This is a genomic window from Collinsella sp. HCP3S3_E11 (assembly GCF_052067375.1).
In the GTDB taxonomy this organism is placed as follows: domain Bacteria; phylum Actinomycetota; class Coriobacteriia; order Coriobacteriales; family Coriobacteriaceae; genus Collinsella.
Map to the genome: position 1 here is coordinate 13,424 of NZ_JBQHQI010000006.1, position 20,546 is coordinate 33,969.

Annotated in this window: 18 protein-coding genes and 1 pseudogene; 18 read left to right on the forward strand and 1 reads right to left on the reverse strand. The window is 61.8% G+C overall.

The features are described from left to right. Window positions 1-203: 203 nt before the first annotated feature. Window positions 204-1,166: a UDP-N-acetylmuramate dehydrogenase gene (gene murB, locus ACTM86_RS05140; RefSeq protein WP_441015927.1), complete on the reverse strand. Its 963-nt coding sequence runs from the start codon at window positions 1,164-1,166 to the stop codon at window positions 204-206. A gap of 183 nt (window positions 1,167-1,349) precedes the next feature. On the opposite strand from murB, the gene ACTM86_RS05145 reads away from it, so the two are divergent. The 18 genes and pseudogenes from ACTM86_RS05145 to ACTM86_RS05230 all read left to right on the forward strand — a co-directional run bounded on the left by ACTM86_RS05145 (window position 1,350) and on the right by ACTM86_RS05230 (window position 20,544). Beyond that, the gene (locus tag ACTM86_RS05145; protein WP_118388843.1) at window positions 1,350-2,378 is read left to right on the forward strand and encodes a LacI family DNA-binding transcriptional regulator; all 1,029 of its coding nucleotides are present in this window, start codon (window positions 1,350-1,352) and stop codon (window positions 2,376-2,378) included. A gap of 204 nt (window positions 2,379-2,582) precedes the next feature. After that, window positions 2,583-4,964 (forward strand): annotated as a pseudogene (locus tag ACTM86_RS05150) (phosphoketolase family protein); the annotation flags it as partial. Window positions 4,965-5,201: 237 nt separating this feature from the next. Continuing rightward, window positions 5,202-5,693, forward strand: a complete 492-nt coding sequence (locus ACTM86_RS05155) for a hypothetical protein (RefSeq protein WP_441015930.1) — start codon at window positions 5,202-5,204, stop codon at window positions 5,691-5,693. 35 nt (window positions 5,694-5,728) lie between these two features. Beyond that, the gene (locus ACTM86_RS05160) at window positions 5,729-6,496 is read left to right on the forward strand and encodes a GntR family transcriptional regulator (protein WP_154515124.1); all 768 of its coding nucleotides are present in this window, start codon (window positions 5,729-5,731) and stop codon (window positions 6,494-6,496) included. After that, window positions 6,481-7,194, forward strand: a complete 714-nt coding sequence (locus ACTM86_RS05165) for a GntR family transcriptional regulator (RefSeq protein WP_154515122.1) — start codon at window positions 6,481-6,483, stop codon at window positions 7,192-7,194. The genes ACTM86_RS05160 and ACTM86_RS05165 overlap by 16 nt, the downstream gene beginning before the upstream one ends. 275 nt (window positions 7,195-7,469) lie before the next feature. Continuing rightward, entirely contained in the window at window positions 7,470-8,531 is a 1,062-nt protein-coding gene (locus tag ACTM86_RS05170) for an SIS domain-containing protein (protein WP_441015932.1), read from the forward strand. A gap of 22 nt (window positions 8,532-8,553) precedes the next feature. Then, window positions 8,554-8,973 carry a PTS sugar transporter subunit IIA gene (locus ACTM86_RS05175; RefSeq protein ID WP_154515120.1) on the forward strand — a complete coding sequence of 140 codons (420 nt, stop codon included), beginning with the start codon at window positions 8,554-8,556 and terminating at the stop codon, window positions 8,971-8,973. 57 nt (window positions 8,974-9,030) lie between these two features. Further along, a complete protein-coding gene (locus ACTM86_RS05180) occupies window positions 9,031-9,513 on the forward strand; it encodes a PTS sugar transporter subunit IIB (protein WP_441015935.1) in 483 nt (160 codons plus the stop codon). Window positions 9,514-9,806: 293 nt separating this feature from the next. Further along, on the forward strand, window positions 9,807-10,580 hold the full coding sequence (locus ACTM86_RS05185; RefSeq protein WP_441015938.1) for a PTS mannose/fructose/sorbose/N-acetylgalactosamine transporter subunit IIC: 774 nt from the start codon (window positions 9,807-9,809) through the stop codon (window positions 10,578-10,580). Continuing rightward, window positions 10,561-11,394 (forward strand): PTS system mannose/fructose/sorbose family transporter subunit IID, encoded by an 834-nt coding sequence (locus ACTM86_RS05190; RefSeq protein WP_441015941.1) that lies wholly within the window; start codon window positions 10,561-10,563, stop codon window positions 11,392-11,394. The genes ACTM86_RS05185 and ACTM86_RS05190 overlap by 20 nt, the downstream gene beginning before the upstream one ends. Window positions 11,395-11,507: 113 nt before the next feature. Next, window positions 11,508-12,353: a sugar phosphate isomerase/epimerase family protein gene (locus ACTM86_RS05195; protein ID WP_441015944.1), complete on the forward strand. Its 846-nt coding sequence runs from the start codon at window positions 11,508-11,510 to the stop codon at window positions 12,351-12,353. A 267-nt stretch (window positions 12,354-12,620) separates the two neighbouring features. Next, the gene (locus ACTM86_RS05200; RefSeq protein ID WP_441015932.1) at window positions 12,621-13,682 is read left to right on the forward strand and encodes an SIS domain-containing protein; all 1,062 of its coding nucleotides are present in this window, start codon (window positions 12,621-12,623) and stop codon (window positions 13,680-13,682) included. A gap of 263 nt (window positions 13,683-13,945) precedes the next feature. Beyond that, window positions 13,946-15,661, forward strand: coding sequence for an ATP phosphoribosyltransferase (gene hisG / locus ACTM86_RS05205; RefSeq protein WP_441015947.1), 1,716 nt, complete (start codon window positions 13,946-13,948; stop codon window positions 15,659-15,661). Between the two features lie 105 nt (window positions 15,662-15,766). Continuing rightward, a complete protein-coding gene (hisD, locus tag ACTM86_RS05210) occupies window positions 15,767-17,260 on the forward strand; it encodes a histidinol dehydrogenase (protein WP_441015950.1) in 1,494 nt (497 codons plus the stop codon). A gap of 1 nt (window position 17,261) precedes the next feature. Then, window positions 17,262-18,377: a histidinol-phosphate transaminase gene (gene hisC, locus ACTM86_RS05215; RefSeq protein WP_441015953.1), complete on the forward strand. Its 1,116-nt coding sequence runs from the start codon at window positions 17,262-17,264 to the stop codon at window positions 18,375-18,377. Then, the gene (gene hisB, locus ACTM86_RS05220; RefSeq protein ID WP_427795451.1) at window positions 18,378-18,965 is read left to right on the forward strand and encodes an imidazoleglycerol-phosphate dehydratase HisB; all 588 of its coding nucleotides are present in this window, start codon (window positions 18,378-18,380) and stop codon (window positions 18,963-18,965) included. A 137-nt stretch (window positions 18,966-19,102) separates the two neighbouring features. Continuing rightward, window positions 19,103-19,804: an imidazole glycerol phosphate synthase subunit HisH gene (locus ACTM86_RS05225; RefSeq protein ID WP_441015956.1), complete on the forward strand. Its 702-nt coding sequence runs from the start codon at window positions 19,103-19,105 to the stop codon at window positions 19,802-19,804. Then, entirely contained in the window at window positions 19,801-20,544 is a 744-nt protein-coding gene (locus tag ACTM86_RS05230) for a HisA/HisF-related TIM barrel protein (RefSeq protein WP_427718862.1), read from the forward strand. Before ACTM86_RS05225 ends, ACTM86_RS05230 begins: the two co-directional genes overlap by 4 nt. Window positions 20,545-20,546: the final 2 nt, after the last annotated feature.

A 20,546-nucleotide genomic window follows, 5' to 3' on the forward strand; every position in this document is an offset into this window, starting at 1 on the left:
GGGACTGCGGGCGAGGCATAAGGTTGCCTGCTCGGGCAGTCCTGCTCGCGCGGAGAGCACATTAAGTGCTCTCCGGCTCGTGCGGAACTCGCGATCAACCTTATGCCTCTCGGACTGTCCCGGCCCTCACGGGTCCTGAGCACGACACACCGGACTGGGTTATCTGAATAAATATGGTGAAGGCCCCTTTTGGGGCCTTCTTTTTATAAAAATTCGCCTACTCGGTGGACTTCGGGTTCTAGGTCTACGCCGAATTGGTCTTTGACGGTTGCTTGGATGTGGCGGATGAGTTCGTCGACGTCGGCGGCGGTGGCGTGGTCGGCGTTGACGATGAAGCCGCAGTGCTTTTCGCTCACCTGGGCGCCGCCGACAGCGTGGCCGCGCAGCCCGGCGTCCATGATGAGCTTGCCGGCAAAGTGGCCCTCGGGGCGCTTGAAAGTGGAGCCGGCACTCGGCATGTCGAGCGGCTGCTTGTCCTCGCGGCGTTGACGGTAGTCGTCCATGTCGGCCTTGATCATCGCGGCGTTACCCGGGGCGAGATTGAAGGTGGCCGAAAGCACGATGAAGCCGTCGTCGGCGATGCGGCTCTTGCGATAGCCCAGATTGAGCTCGTTGACATCGAACTCGATGATGCTGCCGCTACCGCGAGTGCCGTCGTCGAGCATGTGGGCGGGCTTGTAGACGCGTACAGACTCCAGCACGTCGGCCATGCAGGCACCGTAGGCGCCGGCGTTCATGTAGCAGGCGCCGCCGACCGATCCGGGGATGCCCGAGATGGGCTCCATGCCGGTGAGACCGGCCTCGGCTGCCGCGGCTGCAACATCCGAAAGCAGCGCACCGGCTGCTGCCGTAACGTGCGTGCCGTCGACGGTAATGTCGGAGAGGCCCTCGCCTAGTGCTACGACGACGCCGCGTATGCCCTTGTCGCCGACGAGTAGGTCGGAGCCGTTGCCCACGATGGTGAGTGGCAGATCGCAGCGATAGCAGGTATCAAGCGTAGCGACGAGGCTCTGCTCGGTGTCGGGCGTGACAAAGACGTCGGCCGGGCCGCCAATCTTAAACGTGGTGTGCTCGCGCATGGGCTCGCTCATCAACACGTTGTCCTCGCCGGCAACGCCAGCGAGCGCGCACAGCAGGTCCTCGTTAAAAAAGTCGTTCTCGTGCATCCGAATATCCGCCTTTTGGTGGTCGTTGTCATCAATCGATTGCAATATACCCCACCTGGACGTATTTGGTGCGCTGGCGGCGATAAAACAGCCGTCTACCGGATTGGTAAAGTGTTTATCACCGAGGTAGAGGGGCAGTCGCTATACTTTCAAGAGATTGCGCGTAAACCCGGAAGGAGCGAGATGGCCAACAAAGTCACCCTCAAGCAGATCGCCCAGGAGGTGGGGCTTTCCCCCTCGTCGGTCTCGCTTGTTCTCAACAATCGGCCTTGTCGCATCTCGGAAGAAAACCGCAAGCTCATCAAGGAGGTCGCGGCGCGCAACCACTATGTTCCCAACCAGATTGCGCGCAGCCTGGTCATGCGCGAGTCACGCACCCTGGGTCTTATCGTCCCCAACATCGAGAGCCGATTTTTTGCCTCACTTGCCGGTAGCTTGGAAAAGCGCTGCCGCGAGGACGGCTATGCGCTCTTTATTACCAGCTCGGGCGGAAGCGCCGACGACGACCTGGAACTGCTGCGCCAGCTGGTGACGCGCGGCGTCGATGGTGTCTTCCTGGTGGTAGGCGACGAGTTCTCGGACGACCGTGCCCTGCGCGAAGAGGTCAGCCATCTACCCATCCCTGCCGTGATGGTCGACCGCGCCATTGAGGGGCTCGAGTGCGACAAGGTGATGTTCGACCACGAGATGGGTGGCTATATGGCTACCCGCTATCTGATCGAGCAGGGCCACCGTCGCATTGCCTGCTTGGTTAATGCGCGTCGTTCCAATACGGGTCGCAAGCGACTTGCCGGCTATGAGCGCGCGCTGCGCGAGGTTGGCCTGCCTATCGACGCGCGTTTGGAGTTTGAGAGCGAGTACTACATTCCGAGCGCCTACGAGGCCTCGGAGGCGGTGCTCGCAACCGACGCCACTGCCGTATTCGCAAGCTCGGACAACATTGCCCTCGGTTTGCTCAAGCGTTTGCACGAGATGGGGAAGAGCATCCCGGGCGATATTTCGGTGGTGAGCTATGACAACTCGGCGGCCGACGTTCTCTTTGAGCCGGCGCTGACCGCCATTGAGCAGGATCCTGGTGTCCTCGCGGAACATGCTTTTGGCTGCATGTCCAAGCGTCTTGCCGGTAGGGGCGGTAGGCGTGCCGAAGAGGTCGTCCTGGAGCCGGCGCTTATCGTTAAGGGCAGCGTGCTCGAGCTTACTAAACATAACTAAACACGTTTATCAATTTGCAGAGACCGAATGTGGAGCACCTGTGGCAGACAATGCTGCAGGTGAATGTCGCGTTTTGTTGATCGATGTGATTGATAAGGGTGATAAAACGTTTTTTCACCATGATAAAACGTTTTAGCAAATATACTAGTCCCAACGAATGGTTGCCGTATTGGAGGGCGACCGCACAGCGGAGGGACATAAACAATGGCTAAAACACTGGGGACGCCGTGGCAAAAGCTGGGCCACGAGGTGCCGGCTTCCGAGCTCGAGGGCGTCGACCTGTATTGGCGTGCATCGAATTATCTGTCCGTCGGTCAGATCTACCTTCGCTCTAACCCGCTCATGCGCCCCGACTTTGTCGATGAGAAAACCGGCGAGGTGCGCGACTTTGGTCGCCCGGACGTTAAGCACCGCCTGGTCGGTCACTGGGGCACCACGCCCGGCATCAACTTCCTGTTCGGTCATGTCAACCGCCTCATCGCCGATCACAACCAGAACGCGATCTTCTTGATGGGCCCGGGTCACGGTGGCCCCGCTGGCACCGCCCAGTCGTTGCTCGATGGTACCTACCGCTAGATTCGCCCCGACATTACCAATGACGAGGCCGGCCTGCAGAAGTTCTTCCGCCAGTTTTCCTACCCCGGCGGTATTCCGAGCCATTTTGCGCCCGAGACGCCTGGCTCCATCCACGAGGGCGGCGAGCTCGGCTACACGCTCAGCCACGCCTACGGTGCCGTCATGGATAACCCGAGCCTGCTGGCCGTGGCTGTGGTGGGCGACGGCGAGTCCGAGACCGGTCCGCTCGCGACCTCTTGGCAGTCTAACAAGCTCGTGAACCCGGCAACCGATGGTATCGTCCTGCCGATCCTGCACCTCAACGGCTACAAGATCGCCAACCCCACCATTCTTGCCCGTGTGTCCGACGAGGAGCTCACCAAGTTCTTTGAGGGCATGGGCTATAAGCCGCATTTCTTTGTCGCCGGCTTTGACGACGAGAGCCATGCGAGCATTCATGCGCGTTTCGCCGCCCTGTTCGAGCAGGTCTTCGATGAGATCTGCGACATCAAGGCCACCGCTATGGCTCAGGCCACTGCGGGCGAGACCGTGGTCCGTCCGGCCTATCCCATGATCGTGTTCCGTACGCCCAAGGGTTGGACCTGCCCCAAGCAGATTGATGGCAAGAAGACCGAGGACTCCTGGCGCGCCCATCAGGTGCCGCTCGCGAGCGCCAAAGATACCCACGAGCACTTCCGCGTGCTGCGCGAGTGGCTTCGCTCCTACAAGCCCGAGGAGCTCTTTACGCCCGAGGGCCAGGTGCGCCCCGAGGTGACGGCCTTTATGCCGACCGGTGAGCTGCGTATCGGCGCCAATCCCAACGCGAACGGCGGCAGGGTACGCCGCGAGCTCGAGCTTCCCGATATTCACGCTCACGAGATCCCCGTTGCAAGTAAGGGCCACGGCTGGGGCTCCACCGAGGCCGCCCGCGTCTTTGGTGAGTACACTGCCGATGTTCTGGCCAAGAACATGGATGATTTCCGCATCTTCGGTCCCGACGAGACCGCGTCCAACCGCCTGCAGGCTGCCTATAAGGTGACCAAGAAGCAGTGGGATGCCGGTTTCTACGAGGACGACGCCAACGACGAGCTGCTGGCCGGTTCCGGTAAGGTTGTCGAGCAGCTGTCCGAGCACCAGTGCGAGGGCTTCCTCGAGGCCTACGTGCTCACCGGCCGCTCCGGTGTGTGGAGCTCCTACGAGAGCTTTGTCCACGTGGTCGATTCCATGGTCAACCAGCACTGCAAATGGCTCGAAGCAACCAAGCGCGAGATTCCGTGGCGTGCTCCTATCAGCGGCCTCAATATTTTGCTGTCGAGCCATGTCTGGCGCCAGGACCACAACGGCTTTTCGCACCAGGACCCCGGCTTTATCGACCTGCTGCTCAACAAGGCCAACGACACGCATGTCGTGAATGCTTATTATCCGGCCGATGCCAACATGGCCCTTGCTGTGGCCGAGCGCGTCTACCAGTCCACCGACTGCGTCAATGCCATCTTCTGTGGCAAGCAGCCCGCCCCCACCTTCCAGACGGTCGACGAGGCCAAGTCTGAGCTCGCCGAGGGCGTAGCGACCTGGGAGTGGGCATCGACTGCCGACTCGCTCGCCGAGGCCGACGTCGTGGTCGCTACTTGCGGTGACGTGCCGACACTCGAGGCACTGGCCGCAACCGATATGCTGCGCGGGCTGGGCATCAAGGTCTGGTTTGTCAACGTAGTCGATCTGCTCAAGATCCAGAACGTCTGCGAGAACGACCAAGCCATCAGCGATGAGCGCTGGGCTGAGCTGTTTGGCCGCGGCGAGAAGCCCGTGCTCTTCGCATTCCACGCTTATGCCGGCACGATTCGCCGCCTGATCTGGAACCGTCCCGGCCACGATGCCTTCCGCGTTCACGGCTACGAGGAGAAGGGCTCCACGACCACGCCGTTTGACATGCTGCGCCTGAACAACATGGACCGCTGGGCCCTGGCCGCCGACGTGCTGCGCATGGTTGACGCCGATAAGTTTGCCGAGCAGATTGATGAGTGGGAGGCCCTCTCGACCGTTTCGATATGCGGGGGCTGATTCTTTTTTATGTAATGGGGACCTTGCTTATGCTGCCTTAGAAGCCGTGCATCTAACTATGGTCAGCCAAGATTGCCTCCCCGGCCTCGTCCGTGAACTTTTCCGCTGGGCGAGCCATGGACACCACGCACCGATGTGGTAAAGCGGCGGCTTGAAATTGGTGCTATATTCAACTTGAGTTGTTTAATACTAGTACGGGAGGCTGATATGGGGCTGTTCAAGAAGAAAAACCCGCAGGATGCCTTTGATCCCGATGTGTTTACCATCACGGATACGATTTTGGACCCACCGCGGTTTACACTTTTGCCGGCTATCTACCAGGACGCCACGCGCCGCAAGTGGGCCGTGCATCAGCGCGGCGGCGAGCCGAAGATTTTTGACTATGCGGACGTGCTGCAGTGCGAGATTGTCGAGACCGGAAATCCCGAGGATGTGCCGGAGCTTAGCAATCGCGAACTAGCTCAGCAGATTTTGATTAATCCAGCTCAGGCTACCAAAAACAACGCTGCCAAGCGTAATATGTGCCTTGGTATGGGTGTCATCGTTGCCGTGCAAACCGGCGAGGATGAGATTTCGAAGCTTGAGATTCCGGTGACCGCGGGCGAAGTCAAGCGAGACTCCGGCCTATATCGGTCGTATCGGAACGTTGCGGAGCAGATCAAAGAAGCCTTCGACGCCATGGGGCGTCCGGAGCAATGATGCCCGCAGCATCAAGCGGTTGAGGAGCCTTGCCCATGTCGAGTGAACCATATGCGATTCCGCCCAAAGATCGCGCCTTTGAGGGCATTCTTTGGTATATCAAACATTATGACCTGCAGGGTGGTGACCGGCTGCCCGCCGAGCGTGTGCTTTGTGAAGAGCTGGGCGTGTCACGCACGGCGTTGCGCGCTGCGATCACGCGTCTGATTTCGTGCGGAACTTTGGAAAGCCGCCGCGGTTCGGGCACCTATGTGTGTCCTCCCAAACCGCTGAACATCTTTCAGGAAACATGGAACTATACGCAGGCGGTGGAGAGGGTTGGCTCAAAGTCGACCGCGCGCCTGGTTTGGTCCAAGGTCGTGTACGCCGATATCGATTTGGCCCAAAAAGCCCAGATCGACCTGGGCACGCCGCTCTTCTGCATTCGACGTGTGCGCGTGGTTAATGGTTCCCCGGCGTCGATTGAGACGGCTCACGTCAACCTGTCTTTGTGCCCCTCGCTTCCCGATCACGATTTTGAGCAGGAAAGCCTCTACGACGTTTTGCTTAAAGAGGGGAATGTCCATGTGGCGCACGGCAAGGAGTATATTTCCATCAGCCGTCTGAACGCCGACGAGGCCAAGTTGCTGGGTGCCCAGGAGGGCACGCCGGTGTTTTACAAAGCTTCGCACGAGCGTGACGAGAACGATGGCTTTGTCGAGTATTGCAAGTCCGTGATTCTGCCGACCAAGTATCGTTTTGCCGATAACGGGGAGGCGGACGGCGTTGCGACGAAGGTGGGTGTCGAATGGCTGATGCAGTAGAAGACTTGCCGGTTTACAAGCAAATTCGCCGCTGCATTGCGGAGCGAATTGAGCGCGGCGACTACCCGACGGGCTCGATGATTCCGTCCGAAAACGAGCTGGCCGAGGAGTTTGGCACGACGCGCCTGACAATCCGAAGCGCCATGGACGAGCTGGTCAAAAGTGGCCAGATTCGTCGGGTACAGGGCAAGGGCGCCTTTGTAGGACACAAGTGGTTTGACGAGCACGAACGCAAGGGCGGCTTCCGTCAGTCGGTTCTGGCGTCGGGTGCGACGCCGTCGGTGCGCATCCTGGCGCGCTCCAAACGCTACGCCGGCCCGTATTACGCCGACCTGTTTGACATCGCCGAGGACGATCTGCTTTACTCGGTGCGCCGTCTCAACTGCATTGATGGTGAGCCCGTATCGATCGAGATGACGCTGATTCCGTGTCTGCTGTTTCCGGGCATCGAAGACGTGGACATTTCGGTCTTCAGCCTGTTCGAGACCTATGACATGTTGGGGCGCAAGCCGGACAAGTCGATTGAGAAACTCGATATTGAAGCGCTGGGCGCACGCGATGCGAGTTTGCTCAATCTTGAGCCGGGCGATCTGGCGCTCGTACTGGAATGCCTGACCTATGACTCGAGTGGGCAGCCGATTGAGCATGCCAAGTCTTTTAACCGCGGCGATGCCGGCGGATATACCTACAACTATTAGCGTCTAGAGCATCCTCGTGCACGGCGGGGTGCTCATTTTTTACGGACATGTGTCGCATGACCGATGAGCGGCAAAAACTGACCGTCTACCGAGATGGGAGGACGAAATCAAAAAATCGGTATTAAAAACGGCTAACCTGTAATCGTTCACTGGTATTAAGAACCTTTGAATTGTTGAGCTTGGGGCCAAGATGTCCACAAGGTTAAGCGGCGCGACGGGGCGGCAAGCCCGGTCAGTCCGTGCGACAATTCGAACTGCTCGTGAAAGGAGCGGGAATGAAGGAGACCGAGAAGATCGAGATCATGCACTTCGACCAGGAGGGCTACCTCGAGGACGGCAGGAACGTCTACGAGGCCGGCAAGCGGATGACCGCCCTGGCCGACCGCGTGCACGAGGAGGGCTACGACGCCGTCTTCCTGATGGGCGTCGGCGGCACCTGGGACGAGTTCATGCAGCTCGAGTACCTCATGAACAAGTTCGGCGACCGCGACCTCGAGGTCTACCTGATCCACGCCGCCGAGTGGAACGTCATGGGCCACAAGCGCATGACCGACAAGTCCGTCGTGCTGACCGCCTCCGAGTCCGGCACCACCCCCGAGGTGCTCGAGGCCGTCGGCAAGATGAGGGAGATGGGCGTGCGCGTCTTCGCCATGACCAACCCCGAGGGCAAGATCGGGCAGGCCGTGGGCGCCGAGAACTGCGTCATGATGGCCTCCGACCACGGCGCCGGCGGCTGCGAGAAGGGCTACTACCTCGCCGACTGCTTCGGCCTGCGCCTGCTCAACCGCCGCGGCTGCTTCCCCAAGTTCGACCTGTTCATCGAGCAGACGAAGGACGTCTGGAAGGACTTGCTCGACATCCGCAAGCGCTTCGAGCCGCGCGCCGAGGAGATCGCCAGGAAGTACGCGCTGGCCGACTACACCATGTTCATCGGCTCGGGGGCCCTCTGGGGCGAGACCATCCTGTACTCCATGTGCCTGCTCGAGGAGATGCAGTGGAAGCGCATCCGCCACATCACCTCGCACGACTTCTTCCACGGCACGCTCGAGCTGCTCGAGCCCGGCGTCCCGGTGTTCCTGTTCATGGGCGAGGACGAGTGCCGCGCCCTCGACGAGCGCGTCCGCGCCTTCCTCACCAGCGGCGTGACCGGCGACGAGGACTACGTCATCATCGACACCGCCGAGTACGCGATCCCGGGCCTGGACGACGACTTCCGCGTCATCGTGTCCCCGTGGATCCTGTCCGTGCTGACCACCGACCGCCTCGCGCGCAACTACGAGCTGGTCACCAAGCACAACCTCAAGTACCGCCGCTACTACCACCAGTTCGACTACTAATTCTATTTGGGGGGATACCACAATGAGGCAATACATCTTTGCCAGCCACGCGCATTTTGCGACCGGCATCAAGGAGAGCACCGAGCTACTCTCGGGCGCGCGCGATAACGTCCACGATCTGTCGATGTTTGTCGACGGCCGCACCGACGTCGCCGAGGAGGCCGCCAAGCTCCTGGCGACTATCGATCCCGCCGACGATGTGATCGTGTGCACCGACCTGTTTGGCGGCAGCGTCAACAACGAGTTCACCAAGATCGTCCAGACGCGCCCCAACACCTACCTGATTGCCAACATGAATCTGCCGCTGCTAATCCAGCTGCTCTTCTCGGACCAGGAGGCTCCCGCCGACCAGGTTATCCGCGAGATTCTCGCGGCTGACGACACGCGCGTCAAGTTTGTCAACGACCTGCTGACCGATGCGGATGACGAGGAAGAGTTCTAGTCACCGCCTGCTAATAATGGGGCCGGGTTTCCGGCATGAGACCTTTGGGGGTCAATCATGATTCAATTGGTTCGCGTCGACCATCGTCTGCTTCATGGCCAGGTGGCCGTCTCTTGGGTCCAGGGCCTGGGCTCCGACTGCATCTTCTGCGTTGGCGACAAGGTTGCCAACGATCCCGTCTGGAAGACCACGCTCAAGATGGGAAAGCCGGCCAACGCCAAGCTCGTCATCAAGGACATGGAGCACGCCATCGAGGCTATCAACTCCGGTGTCACCGATAAGTACAAGATGATCGTCTGCGTCGCCAGCATCGCCGAGGCCAAGCAGCTTGTCGAAGGCTGCCCGCAGATTACCTCCATCAACCTGGGCAACACCAAGTCCAAGGATGAGCAGCGTCCCGATGCCCGTAAGATCTCCCGTCAGATCTTTGTGACCGCTGCCGAGGAAGAGGACATTCGCGAGCTCGTCGGCCGCGGAATCGAGGTCGAGATTCGCGCTCTGGCCGACGACCCCAAGGTCGATGCTCTAAGCGCCCTCTAATTGGGAACTACAGGGCGGCGCGTACGGCTCCGCCCTGCCCGTGGGCGTACCGGATAAACGCTTTACCCGTTACCCCATCTACCGTTCACCGGGAGTACCTGCCCGTTGAGCGATTGGTATTAAATAGTTTTCGCATGACTATATAATTGGTATCAAATCATTTGCACCGGTTTAGGTGTTAACAGCACGCCGGTACAAGCTGGATCTGTCTGGACGATTGTCGGCATGGGAAAGGGCGCGCTGACAAGTCGGGAATCGCCGCGCGGATCCAAGAGGGATCAAAAGGAGGAACAATGCTTGTTCAAGCGATCCTCATCGGACTTATCGCTGCCTTCGGTAAGCTCGATTATCAGCTCGGTACGCTCTATGCGTTCCGCCCGATCATTCTGTGCCCGCTCGTCGGCATAGTCCTCGGGGACCTACAGTCCGGCCTCGCCATCGGTGCGAGCCTCGAGCTGCTCTTCATGGGCTCTATCTCCATCGGCGCTTATGTGCCGCCCGATGAGACAATTGGCGGCGTGCTTGCCTGCGCCTTCGCTATTCAGCTGGGTCAGAGCACCGAGGCCGCTATCGCGCTCGCGATGCCCATCGCCACTCTGACCCTGGCTATCAAGAACGTCGTCAATGCCGGTATGCCCCTTTTGGTGGACCGTGCCGACGTCTTTGCCAGCAAGGGTAACCTCAAGGGTATCTACGCTATGCACTGGATTATCGGTCTCGTGATTGTCGTTCTGGCCTTTGTCCTGTGCTCCGTCTCCTTCTATCTGGGTGCCGACGCTGTTCAGGGCCTGCTCGACTTCATCCCGACGTTCGTCCTCGATGGCTTTGGCGTCGCAGCCAACATCCTGCCTGCCATGGGCTTCGCCATGCTCGGCCGTCTGGTGCTTACCAAGCAGCTCGTGCCGTTCTACTTCCTGGGCTTCCTGCTGTGCTCCTATGCCAACGTGCCCGTCCTCGGCGTCGCTCTGATCGCAATCATCATCGGCATCGACAAGTACGACCTGCTGGGCCTTGGTGGCGCCCAGCCCCAGCTTTCTGTGGAAGGGGATGAGGACGATGACTTCTAATTCCGAGAACCAGATTACTCGCTCCGACCTCATTAAGAGCGCCGTGAACACCGGCGCCCTGGGCATGGAATTCTCCTGGACCTACTACAAGCAGATGAACATCGCCTTCTGCCTGATGGTCGCCAACATGCTCAAGAAGATCTATGCCGGCCGTCCCGACGATTACGCCGAGGCCCTGCACCGTCACAGCGCGTTCTTCAACATTACCCCGCAGCTCGCTCCCTTCGTGGGCGGCATCGCGATGGCCATGGAGGAGAAAGTCGCTCGTGGCGAGGTTGAGCCCGAGAGCGTCAACGACATCAAGGCCGCCCTTATGGGCCCGCTTTCCGGCCTGGGTGACTCCTTCTTCCTGTCCACCCTGCGCGTCGTCGCCGCTGCCGTGGGCATCAGCCTGTGCCAGACCGGCAACGTCTTTGGCCCCATCGCTTTCCTGCTCATCTACAACATCCCGGCGTTCCTGATTCGTATCTTTGGCGCTATCAAGGGTTATGAGCTGGGCATTGGTTTCCTCGACGAGGCTCAGAAGACCGGCCTGATGCAAAAGATCATGGCCTGCGTCGGCATCGTCGGCGTCATGGTCGTCGGCGCCATGAGCAAGGACATGTTCTGGGCTTCGCTGCCCGTCGCTATCGGTCAGGGCGACTCCGCCCAGACTCTCCAGGACATCCTGGACGGCATCATGCCCGGTATGCTCGGCATGGCCGCCTTCTGGCTCTATTACTGGCTGCTCTCCAAGAAGATCAACCCGATGGTCCTGATCCTCTGCACCATGGCCGTGGGCATCATCGGTGCTTACTTTGGCGTGCTTGCCTAATATGTTCGAATCACGCTTCCATCGCGTCTAACGGTTGCGTCGATCTTTGGGGGCTTGTCGCATCTGCGGCGGCCCCCTGTTTTTTTTAAAACTCCGTACGAAAGGGGAGGGCTATGGTCGTACCCGAGCTTTCGCTCATGAACATCAACCATCGTTACTACAGCATCGAGACGTTTTTTAAGGCTGCAGGTGAGGCCGGCTATCGCAATATCGAGCTGTGGACCGGCTCGATGCACCTGTATGTGGATTGCCATGAGCACGAATCGGTGGATAAGATTCGCGATCTTGCCGCCCAGTACGGCATCAAGATTGTGTGCGTGTGCCCCGAGCAGAACAACCCCAAGCCGTGGAACGTCGCGGTGCGCGGCGAGGCGGGCCAAAAACGCATCCTCTCGTACTTTAAGAATGTGATCGACGTAGCCGTTGAATTAGGCGCGCCGCAGATTCTGGTGACGAGTGGTTGGGCCTATCTGGACGAGCCAGCTGAGGACGCCTGGGCCCGTAGCGTTGCCATGCTGCGCTCGGTGTGCGACTACGCCGACACGCGCGGTATTCGCGTCGCGCTCGAGGCGCTGCAGCCGTCGGAGTCCGTGCTGGTCAACACTGCACAGGATGTGGCGCGCATCCTCGAGGCGGTCGATCGCCCCAACCTGAAGGCTTGTATCGACTTTGGCGCCATGGAAGTTGCCGGCGACACGATAGACGGCTACTTTGAGGTTTTGGGCAACAAGATCGTTCACACCCACTTTGTAGATGTGGGCGGCGGCACGACGCATCTTGCCTGGGGCGACGGCGAGCGTGATATGCGTTCCGACCTCGAGGCGCTCATGCGCCACGGCTATACGGGCTATGTCTCGGCCGAGACGTGTGATGGCCGCTACTATCAGGATCCGTCCAAGGCGACGACTCAGGTTATCGAGATGTATCGCCGTGTGACAGCGGAGATGGAGGCCGAATAACTAAACTGCGCGGTTGCGCCGGAAATGCTTGGGCGGGTCTGGCGCAACGCTTTTATAGCTGGCGAGTTGTGGGGAGCCCGTTGGCAGTAGCGCTCGAAATAGACAACTATTGGCGTTGTAATACCACTCGGGTGAGGAAACCGACCGTTTGCCGCAAATCTTCGTGAGTTTAGATTGGTATTAAATAACAAGCAATCGTATGTCTATAATTGGTATCAGCAAGAAGCGCGATGTATAGAATTGCGCACATGTGATGGGAGGACACACATGAAGGAGACCGAGAAGATCGAGATCATGCACTTCGACCAGGAGGGCTACCTCGAGGACGGCAGGAACGTCTACGAGGCCGGCAAGCGGATGACCGCCCTGGCCGACCGCGTGCACGAGGAGGGCTACGACGCCGTCTTCCTGATGGGCGTCGGCGGCACCTGGGACGAGTTCATGCAGCTCGAGTACCTCATGAACAAGTTCGGCGACCGCGACCTCGAGGTCTACCTGATCCACGCCGCCGAGTGGAACGTCATGGGCCACAAGCGCATGACCGACAAGTCCGTCGTGCTGACCGCCTCCGAGTCCGGCACCACCCCCGAGGTGCTCGAGGCCGTCGGCAAGATGAGGGAGATGGGCGTGCGCGTCTTCGCCATGACCAACCCCGAGGGCAAGATCGGGCAGGCCGTGGGCGCCGAGAACTGCGTCATGATGGCCTCCGACCACGGCGCCGGCGGCTGCGAGAAGGGCTACTACCTCGCCGACTGCTTCGGCCTGCGCCTGCTCAACCGCCGCGGCTGCTTCCCCAAGTTCGACCTGTTCATCGAGCAGACGAAGGACGTCTGGAAGGACTTGCTCGACATCCGCAAGCGCTTCGAGCCGCGCGCCGAGGAGATCGCCAGGAAGTACGCGCTGGCCGACTACACCATGTTCATCGGCTCGGGGGCCCTCTGGGGCGAGACCATCCTGTACTCCATGTGCCTGCTCGAGGAGATGCAGTGGAAGCGCATCCGCCACATCACCTCGCACGACTTCTTCCACGGCACGCTCGAGCTGCTCGAGCCCGGCGTCCCGGTGTTCCTGTTCATGGGCGAGGACGAGTGCCGCGCCCTCGACGAGCGCGTCCGCGCCTTCCTCACCAGCGGCGTGACCGGCGACGAGGACTACGTCATCATCGACACCGCCGAGTACGCGATCCCGGGCCTGGACGACGACTTCCGCGTCATCGTGTCCCCGTGGATCCTGTCCGTGCTGACCACCGACCGCCTCGCGCGCAACTACGAGCTGGTCACCAAGCACAACCTCAAGTACCGCCGCTACTACCACCAGTTCGACTACTAAGAGCTGGTCACAGGTCCGATATCTTGGCTGGTTGATATCTCAACCCTGCACAAGGGCGTCCGCAATTGCACGGGCGCCCTTTTTGCGTTGTAACAAGAGACTGCTGCTAATCGCTTGCCCTATGTTTCCAAATGAATACGCTGTGAGCCGAGGAGGGACGGTTCTCCCCGCAAGCACTCTAGTATGCTAAAGTACCCAGAAGACCGGCGGAGCTATGCCGGTCTTTTGTTCTATATGAAACGCAGTATGAGGAGGCTCACCAGATGACGGCCACACCGTGGGGATTCCGGGACATATTGCCCGAGGAGGCTCAGGCACGCGAGGAGATCGCGTATACGGTGAAGGGCTGCTTAAGGGAGCATCATTACCTTCCGGTCGAGACGCCGCTGCTCGAGGACAAGGGTTCGCTCGAGGAGGGCGGCCGCATTGCGGACACGCCGTTTAAGCTCTTTGATGACGACGGCCGCCTGCTGGTGGTCCGTCCCGACAACACGCTGCCGATCGTGCGCCTGGTTTCGACCCGCATGCGTGCGGCCGATCTGCCCCTGCGCCTTCGCTACGAGGCGCCGGTGGTTCGCGAGTGCCAGCGCAATGCCGGTGGCTCGCGTCAGTTTACGCAGCTGGGCTTTGAGCTTATCGGTGCGGGCGATACCGCGGGCGATGTAGAGATTGTTTCGCTGGTGGCCGAGGCCGTGCGTAAGCTGGCGCTTCCCGATGCTCGCATTATCGCAGGTAGCGTGCGTCCTTTTAAGGAGCTGCTCGCGGCGTGCGAGGATCGCGAGCTGGCAGCCGAGGCCCTGCGCTGCGTGCATGCCAACGACTTTGTGGGTCTCGATGCCCGCGTGGCTGCCAGCACCGAGTCTGATGCCGTCAAGGCCGCCATTAGCGAACTGCCGCGCCTGCACGGTGGTGCCGAGGTGCTCGACCGCGTGGACGCGCTGCTGGAGGCCGCCGGTATCGCCGCGCCGCCGACGCGCGAGCTGCGTGCCCTGGTCGAGGGTTTGGCTCCCGAGGACGCCCAGGTGCTGTCGTTCGATTTCTCCATCATGAACTCTTTCGATTACTACACGGGCCTGGTCTTTAAGGCCTATGCCGGCGGCTTGCCCGATCCGGTGGGTTCGGGCGGACGCTACGACTCCATCTTTACCGGTGCATTTGGCGACGGCATCGAGGTGCCGGCTGCGGGCTTCGCCTTTTCGCTCGAGCGCCTGGAGGCCGCGCGTACCTCGGCAGAGGACACCGCTTCCGACGGCGATCACGCCGCGGGCCGTGGCGCCGAGGGTCCGCTGCGCATTGCCGTGCCCAAGGGCTCGCTTAAGGCAGACACGCTCGACGTGCTCGAGGCCGCGGGCCTGGACGTCTCTGAGTTGCGTGACCCCGGCCGTCACCTGATTGTGCGCGGTCGCGACACGCGTGCCGGTGAGGGCACGGTCGGCGATATCGAGTTTGTTATCGTGCGACCCAGCGATGCGCCCGCCTTTGTGGGCTGCGGTGGCGCCGATTGCGGCATCTGCGGCTGGGATTCGCTCATCGAGGCCGACCTCAACCTGCTGCAGCTGGTCGACTTGGGCTATGGCCTGTGCACCTTTATCGAGGCGGAGCCCGCGTGGCGCGCCGGTCAGGCCGAGCGCAACTATGCTCGCCGCGGGTCGCTTCGCGTGGCAACCAAGTATCCGCGCATCGCGAGTGCCTGGTATGCCGAGCGCGGTGTGAACGCCGATATCGTTTCGCTGCACGGCAACATCGAGCTGGGCCCCATCGTCGGCATGGCCGATCGCATCGTGGATATTACCGCTACGGGTGCCACGCTGCGCGACAACGACCTGGTTATTACTGGTCGCATTATGGACTGCACGGCGCGCTTTTTTGTCAACCCGGGCGCCGCTCGCTTGGATCCTCGCGTACGTAATCTGGCAGATCGCTTGGCGGCGGCCGTTAAGGACAAGCATTTTGAGCCCGTTGCGGGCTCGGCACAATAGCGCGAGCACGCACGGGCGCCCCAACGTCTGGGCTGCGGGCCGATGGGCGCCGCCGCCCGGCCTCTCGTTTTTCGAACACAACCTCGACCGATAGGGGATACCGATATGAAGACCATCAAGCTTGCTCCTGGTGAGCGTCTCGTTACCAACCAGCTCAACCGTAAGGGCGTGCTGCCGCAAAACATCGTCGACGCCGCCCGCGATATCGTGGCCAACGTGCGCGCCAACGGCGATGCCGCGGTGCGCGACTACTGTCAGCGTTTTGACGGTGTAGAGCTGCAGAGCTTCCGTCTGCCGCAAGAACAGATCGATGCCGCGCTCGAGGGCCTCGATCCGGCCTTTGTCGCGGCGCTCGAGAAGGCTGCGCGCCAGATTCGCGAGTTCCACCAGCGCGAGGTCGAGCAGAGCTGGTTTACCACGCGTGCAGACGGCACCATGCTCGGCGTTAAGGTGACCCCGCTTGCGGCGGCCGGCATCTACGTGCCGGGCGGTCGCGCGCAGTATCCCTCCACGGTGCTCATGAATGCCATTCCCGCCAAGGTGGCCGGCGTCGAGCGCGTGGTCATGGTGACCCCGCCGCAAAAAGATGGCCTGATCAGCCCCTACACGCTCGCCGCGGCAAAGCTCGGCGGCGTGGACGAAATCTATATGGTGGGCGGCGCTCAGGCCGTGGCCGCGCTGGCATACGGTACCGAGACCATTCCGCGCGTCGACAAAATCACCGGTCCGGGCAATGCCTTTGTTGCCGCGGCCAAGCAGATTGTCTCGGGCGACGTGGGCATCGACATGGTCGCCGGCCCCTCCGAGGTCTGCGTGCTGGCAGATGCCACGGCCAAACCCATGGTGGTCGCGGCCGACCTGATGGCCCAGGCCGAGCACGATCCGCTAGCAGCCTGCTATCTGGTGACCTGCGACGAGCAGTTTGCGCGCGAGGTCGAGGCGGGTATCGACATTCTGGTGGCACAGTCCCCGCGCGCCGAGATCACGCGCGCCTCGCTCGACAACGAGGGCACCATCGTGGTGGCCGCCGATATGGCTGCTGCCGTCGAGGCGGTGAACACCGTGGCGCCCGAGCACCTGGAGCTTCACTGCAAGGATGCGATGGGCCTGCTCGGCGGCATTCGCAACGCCGGCGCCATCTTTGTGGGCGCTTGGAGCTCCGAGCCGCTTGGCGATTATGTTGCCGGCCCCAACCACACGCTGCCGACCGGCGGCACGGCCATGTTCTCCAACCCGCTTTCGGTCGAAGAATTCGTCAAGCGCTCGAGCGTCATTTGCTATACGCCCGAGGGCCTGCTCTCGGACGCTCCCGCGACGCAGCGTTTGGCCGAGGCCGAGGGCCTGTGGGCGCACGCGCTTTCCGCCGCGCTGCGTCGCCGTGTGCTGGAGCAGGGCGAGGGTGCCGTGAGTGCTGAGTCTCTGGCCGCGGCCGACCTGACCAAGGTCGCCTGGCCGGGCGACGCCGTGGCGACGGTCGCCGAGGGTGTGGACCTAGCGGCTGCAAGCGCGGATGGCGCTGGCGCGACCGGGGTCGCCGAGGGTGTGGACCTAGCGGCTGCAAGCGCGGATGGCGCTGGCGCGACCGGCGAGGAGGCCTAATATGGCCGAGCTGACGTCTCGCATGAAGGAGCTCGTCCAGCCTTACTTGGCTGGCATTGAGCCCTACGATCCCAACTTTACGCCCACGCGCATCAACCTTTCGGCCAATGAGAACACCTATCCCGTGCCGGCTGGCGTGCGCGAGGCGGTCGACGCCGCCCTGGCTGCCACGCCGCTCAACCGCTACCCCGATCCCATGTCCTGTGACCTGCGCGACGAGCTTGCCGCTTGGCATGGTGTGGCGCGCGAGAATATCTGCGTGGGCAACGGCGGCGACGAGCTGCTCTATAACTACCTGCTGGCGTTTGGCGGCGCGGGGCGGACCCTGCTCAACTGCCCGCCGTGTTTTAGCGAGTATGCGTTCTTTGCGTCGCTCTGTCAGACCGAGGTGCGCGACGTGTGGCGCGACCCGGCGACCTTTGAGCTCGACCAGGCTGCCGTGCTCGCGGCGGCGCCCGAGTGCAACCTGGCCATTGTGACCTCGCCCAATAACCCCACGGGTGATGTGGCACCGCTCGACTTTGTCGCGGCCCTGTGCGATGCGTGCCCCGGCGTGGTGATGGTCGACGAGGCCTACGTGGAGTTTGCCGACGATTCGTTTGGCGCGGCCACCACAGCGCAGGGACTTATCGCCGAGCATTCCAACCTGGTGATCCTGCATACGCTGTCCAAGGCGTTTGGCGCCGCCGGCACGCGTCTGGGCTATGTGATTGCGGCACCCGAGGTCATCGACGTGTTCGCGGCGATTCGCCAGATCTATTCGGTCAACGTGCTGAGCCAGGCGGCGGCGCTTGCCTGCGTGCGCGCCCGCGATGCGTATGCGCCCGTGGTGGCACAGGTCGCATCCGAGCGCGAGCGCGAACTGTGTGCCCTGCGCGCAATGGCTGCCGGGGGTCTGCCCGTGGAGGCATGGCCGAGTGCGGCGAACTTTGTGCTCGTGCGCACGCCGCATGCTACGCGCGTGCGTGAGCGCCTGCGCGACGAGTATTCGATTTTGGTGCGCGACTTTAGCTACGCGCCGGGGCTTGCGGACTGTCTGCGCATTACCGTGGGCACCCCGCAGGAAAACGATGAGGTGCTGGCTGCGTTTGCCGCGCTGGTGAAGGAGGAGATGTAGATGAGCCGTTATGCCGAGGTGACCCGCAAGACGGGGGAGACCGACATTGTTGTCAAACTCGACCTGGACGGATGCGGCGTGTGCGATATCTCGACCGGCGTACCGTTTTTCGACCACATGCTCAACGCCTTTGGCCGCCATGGCCTGTTTGATTTGACGGTGCATGCAGTAGGCGACGTGGAGGTCGACGCGCACCATACCGTCGAGGACACGGGCATTGTGCTGGGTGAGGCGTTTTGCCAAGCACTGGGCGACAAGGCGGGTATTACGCGCTTTGCAGACGCGGCGATTGCCATGGACGAGACGCTCGTGATGGCCGCCGTGGACATTTCGGGTCGCGGCCAGGCCTACTGCGAGCTGCCCGTGCCGACCGAACGTGTGGGCAGCTTCGATACCGAGCTGGCCGTCGAGTTCTTCTATGCCTTTGCGCGCGATGCCAAGCTCACGCTGCACGTGCGCGAGCTCGCAGGCGGCAACTCGCATCACATTATCGAGGCCGCCTTTAAGGCCGTGGGCCGCACGATGCGCCACGCCTGCGAGCTCGATCCCCGCGTGCAGGGCATCCCCAGCACCAAGGGCTCGCTGTAGCCTGCCAAAAAGGGACAGGTTTATTTTGGCAGGTTTTATCTGCGGAAATGCTGTCTCATACGGTGGGTGAACGTTTAACCGACCAAAATAAACCTGTCCCTTTTTGGCAGGTTTTGAATGGGAAAAAGGAGGGTCGCGTGGGCGAACCGAAGATCGTGGTGGTCGACTACCACAAGGGCAACTTGTCGAGCGTCGTGCGCGGGCTTGTGCGCGCCGGTGCCGCCGCCTGCACGTCGGACGATCCGGAGCAGATCCGCCGCGCCGACGGCCTGGTCATCCCGGGCGTGGGTGCGTTCTATGACGCGATCGCCTTTATGCGCCAGAGTGGCGAGGCGGACGCGGTGCTCGACGCCGTTGCCACCGGAACTCCGCTGCTCGGCATCTGCCTGGGCCTTCAGCTATTTTTTGAGCGCGGCAACGAGGGCGTGCCTGCGGACGAGGGCGCCCTCGCCGATGGCAGCGCCCCCGAGCAGGCTGGCGGTCCCTGGGTCGATGGCCTGGGCATTATGCGCGGTTCGTGCACGCGCTTGGAGTCGAGCCGCCTGAAGGTGCCGCACGTGGGCTGGGACCAGGTGCACATGACGCCCGCCGGTGCGGCCGATCCGCTGCTTGCCGGTTTTGCCGAGGGGGCCAACATGTACTTCACCCACAGCTACGCGGTGGCTGACGACGCCGATGCCGCCGATGTGCTGGCGCGCACACACTATACGCGGAGCTTCCCGTGCATCGTGCGACATGGCAACGTGTGGGGCTGCCAGTTCCATCCCGAGAAATCCTCCGCGCTGGGTCAGCGCATCCTTAAGAACTTTGTGAGCATCGTCGAGGAGGTTGGCCGATGATCCTGTTTCCCGCAATCGATCTGATCGGCGGCAAGGTCGTGCGCCTGGAGCGCGGTGACCGCAGCCGCTGCAAGGTATATTCCGACGATCCCGTGGCCGTTGCCCGCACGTTTGCCGAACAGGGCGCGAGCTGGGTGCACGTCGTCGACCTGTCCGCTGCCTTTGGCGAGGACGAGGGCGCACGTGCTGCCAACTCGGCGGCGATTAAGGCCATCTGCGGCGTCGACGGTCTGTCCGTGGACGTGGGCGGCGGCGTCCGCTCGCTTGCGCGCATCGACGAGTTGGCAGGCTACGGCGCATGCCGTATCGCGCTGGGCACCGTGCTGGTGACCGAGCCGGGTTTTGCCGAAGTGGCAGCCCAAGGCTTTGGCGAGTTGCTGGTGGCAGACATCGCCGCGCGCGACGGTCAGGTCAAGGTGAACGGCTGGCGCGACGGCGCAGGTGTGGCGCTCGACGATGCCGTGGCGCAGCTTTCCGAGCTGGGCTTTAAGCATCTGGTGTATACCGACATCGCGCGCGATGGCATGCAGACGGGTATCGATGTGGCGGCGTATCGCCATGTGGCCGAGGTCGCGGGCTTTCCCGTCGTGGCTTCGGGCGGCATCTCGACGCTCGACGACATCCGCGCACTGGCCGCGGTGGGTGAGGGCGCGATTGAAGGCGCCATTACCGGCCGTGCGCTCTACGAGGGCAACTTTACGCTGGCCCAGGCGCTGGCCGCCGCCCGAGGGGAGGAGTAGCC

Coding starts and splice junctions, on each gene's coding strand:
- ACTM86_RS05170 (WP_441015932.1), top strand. CDS start 7,470: ATGAAGGAGACCGAGAAGATCGAGATCATGCACTTCGACCAGGAGGGC.
- ACTM86_RS05175 (WP_154515120.1), top strand. CDS start 8,554: ATGAGGCAATACATCTTTGCCAGCCACGCGCATTTTGCGACCGGCATC.
- hisC (WP_441015953.1), top strand. CDS start 17,262: ATGGCCGAGCTGACGTCTCGCATGAAGGAGCTCGTCCAGCCTTACTTG.
- ACTM86_RS05145 (WP_118388843.1), top strand. CDS start 1,350: ATGGCCAACAAAGTCACCCTCAAGCAGATCGCCCAGGAGGTGGGGCTT.
- ACTM86_RS05230 (WP_427718862.1), top strand. CDS start 19,801: ATGATCCTGTTTCCCGCAATCGATCTGATCGGCGGCAAGGTCGTGCGC.
- hisD (WP_441015950.1), top strand. CDS start 15,767: ATGAAGACCATCAAGCTTGCTCCTGGTGAGCGTCTCGTTACCAACCAG.
- ACTM86_RS05160 (WP_154515124.1), top strand. CDS start 5,729: ATGTCGAGTGAACCATATGCGATTCCGCCCAAAGATCGCGCCTTTGAG.
- ACTM86_RS05195 (WP_441015944.1), top strand. CDS start 11,508: ATGGTCGTACCCGAGCTTTCGCTCATGAACATCAACCATCGTTACTAC.
- ACTM86_RS05190 (WP_441015941.1), top strand. CDS start 10,561: ATGAGGACGATGACTTCTAATTCCGAGAACCAGATTACTCGCTCCGAC.
- hisG (WP_441015947.1), top strand. CDS start 13,946: ATGACGGCCACACCGTGGGGATTCCGGGACATATTGCCCGAGGAGGCT.
- ACTM86_RS05200 (WP_441015932.1), top strand. CDS start 12,621: ATGAAGGAGACCGAGAAGATCGAGATCATGCACTTCGACCAGGAGGGC.
- ACTM86_RS05180 (WP_441015935.1), top strand. CDS start 9,031: ATGATTCAATTGGTTCGCGTCGACCATCGTCTGCTTCATGGCCAGGTG.
- hisB (WP_427795451.1), top strand. CDS start 18,378: ATGAGCCGTTATGCCGAGGTGACCCGCAAGACGGGGGAGACCGACATT.
- murB (WP_441015927.1), bottom strand. CDS start 1,166: ATGCACGAGAACGACTTTTTTAACGAGGACCTGCTGTGCGCGCTCGCT.
- ACTM86_RS05165 (WP_154515122.1), top strand. CDS start 6,481: ATGGCTGATGCAGTAGAAGACTTGCCGGTTTACAAGCAAATTCGCCGC.
- ACTM86_RS05155 (WP_441015930.1), top strand. CDS start 5,202: ATGGGGCTGTTCAAGAAGAAAAACCCGCAGGATGCCTTTGATCCCGAT.
- ACTM86_RS05185 (WP_441015938.1), top strand. CDS start 9,807: ATGCTTGTTCAAGCGATCCTCATCGGACTTATCGCTGCCTTCGGTAAG.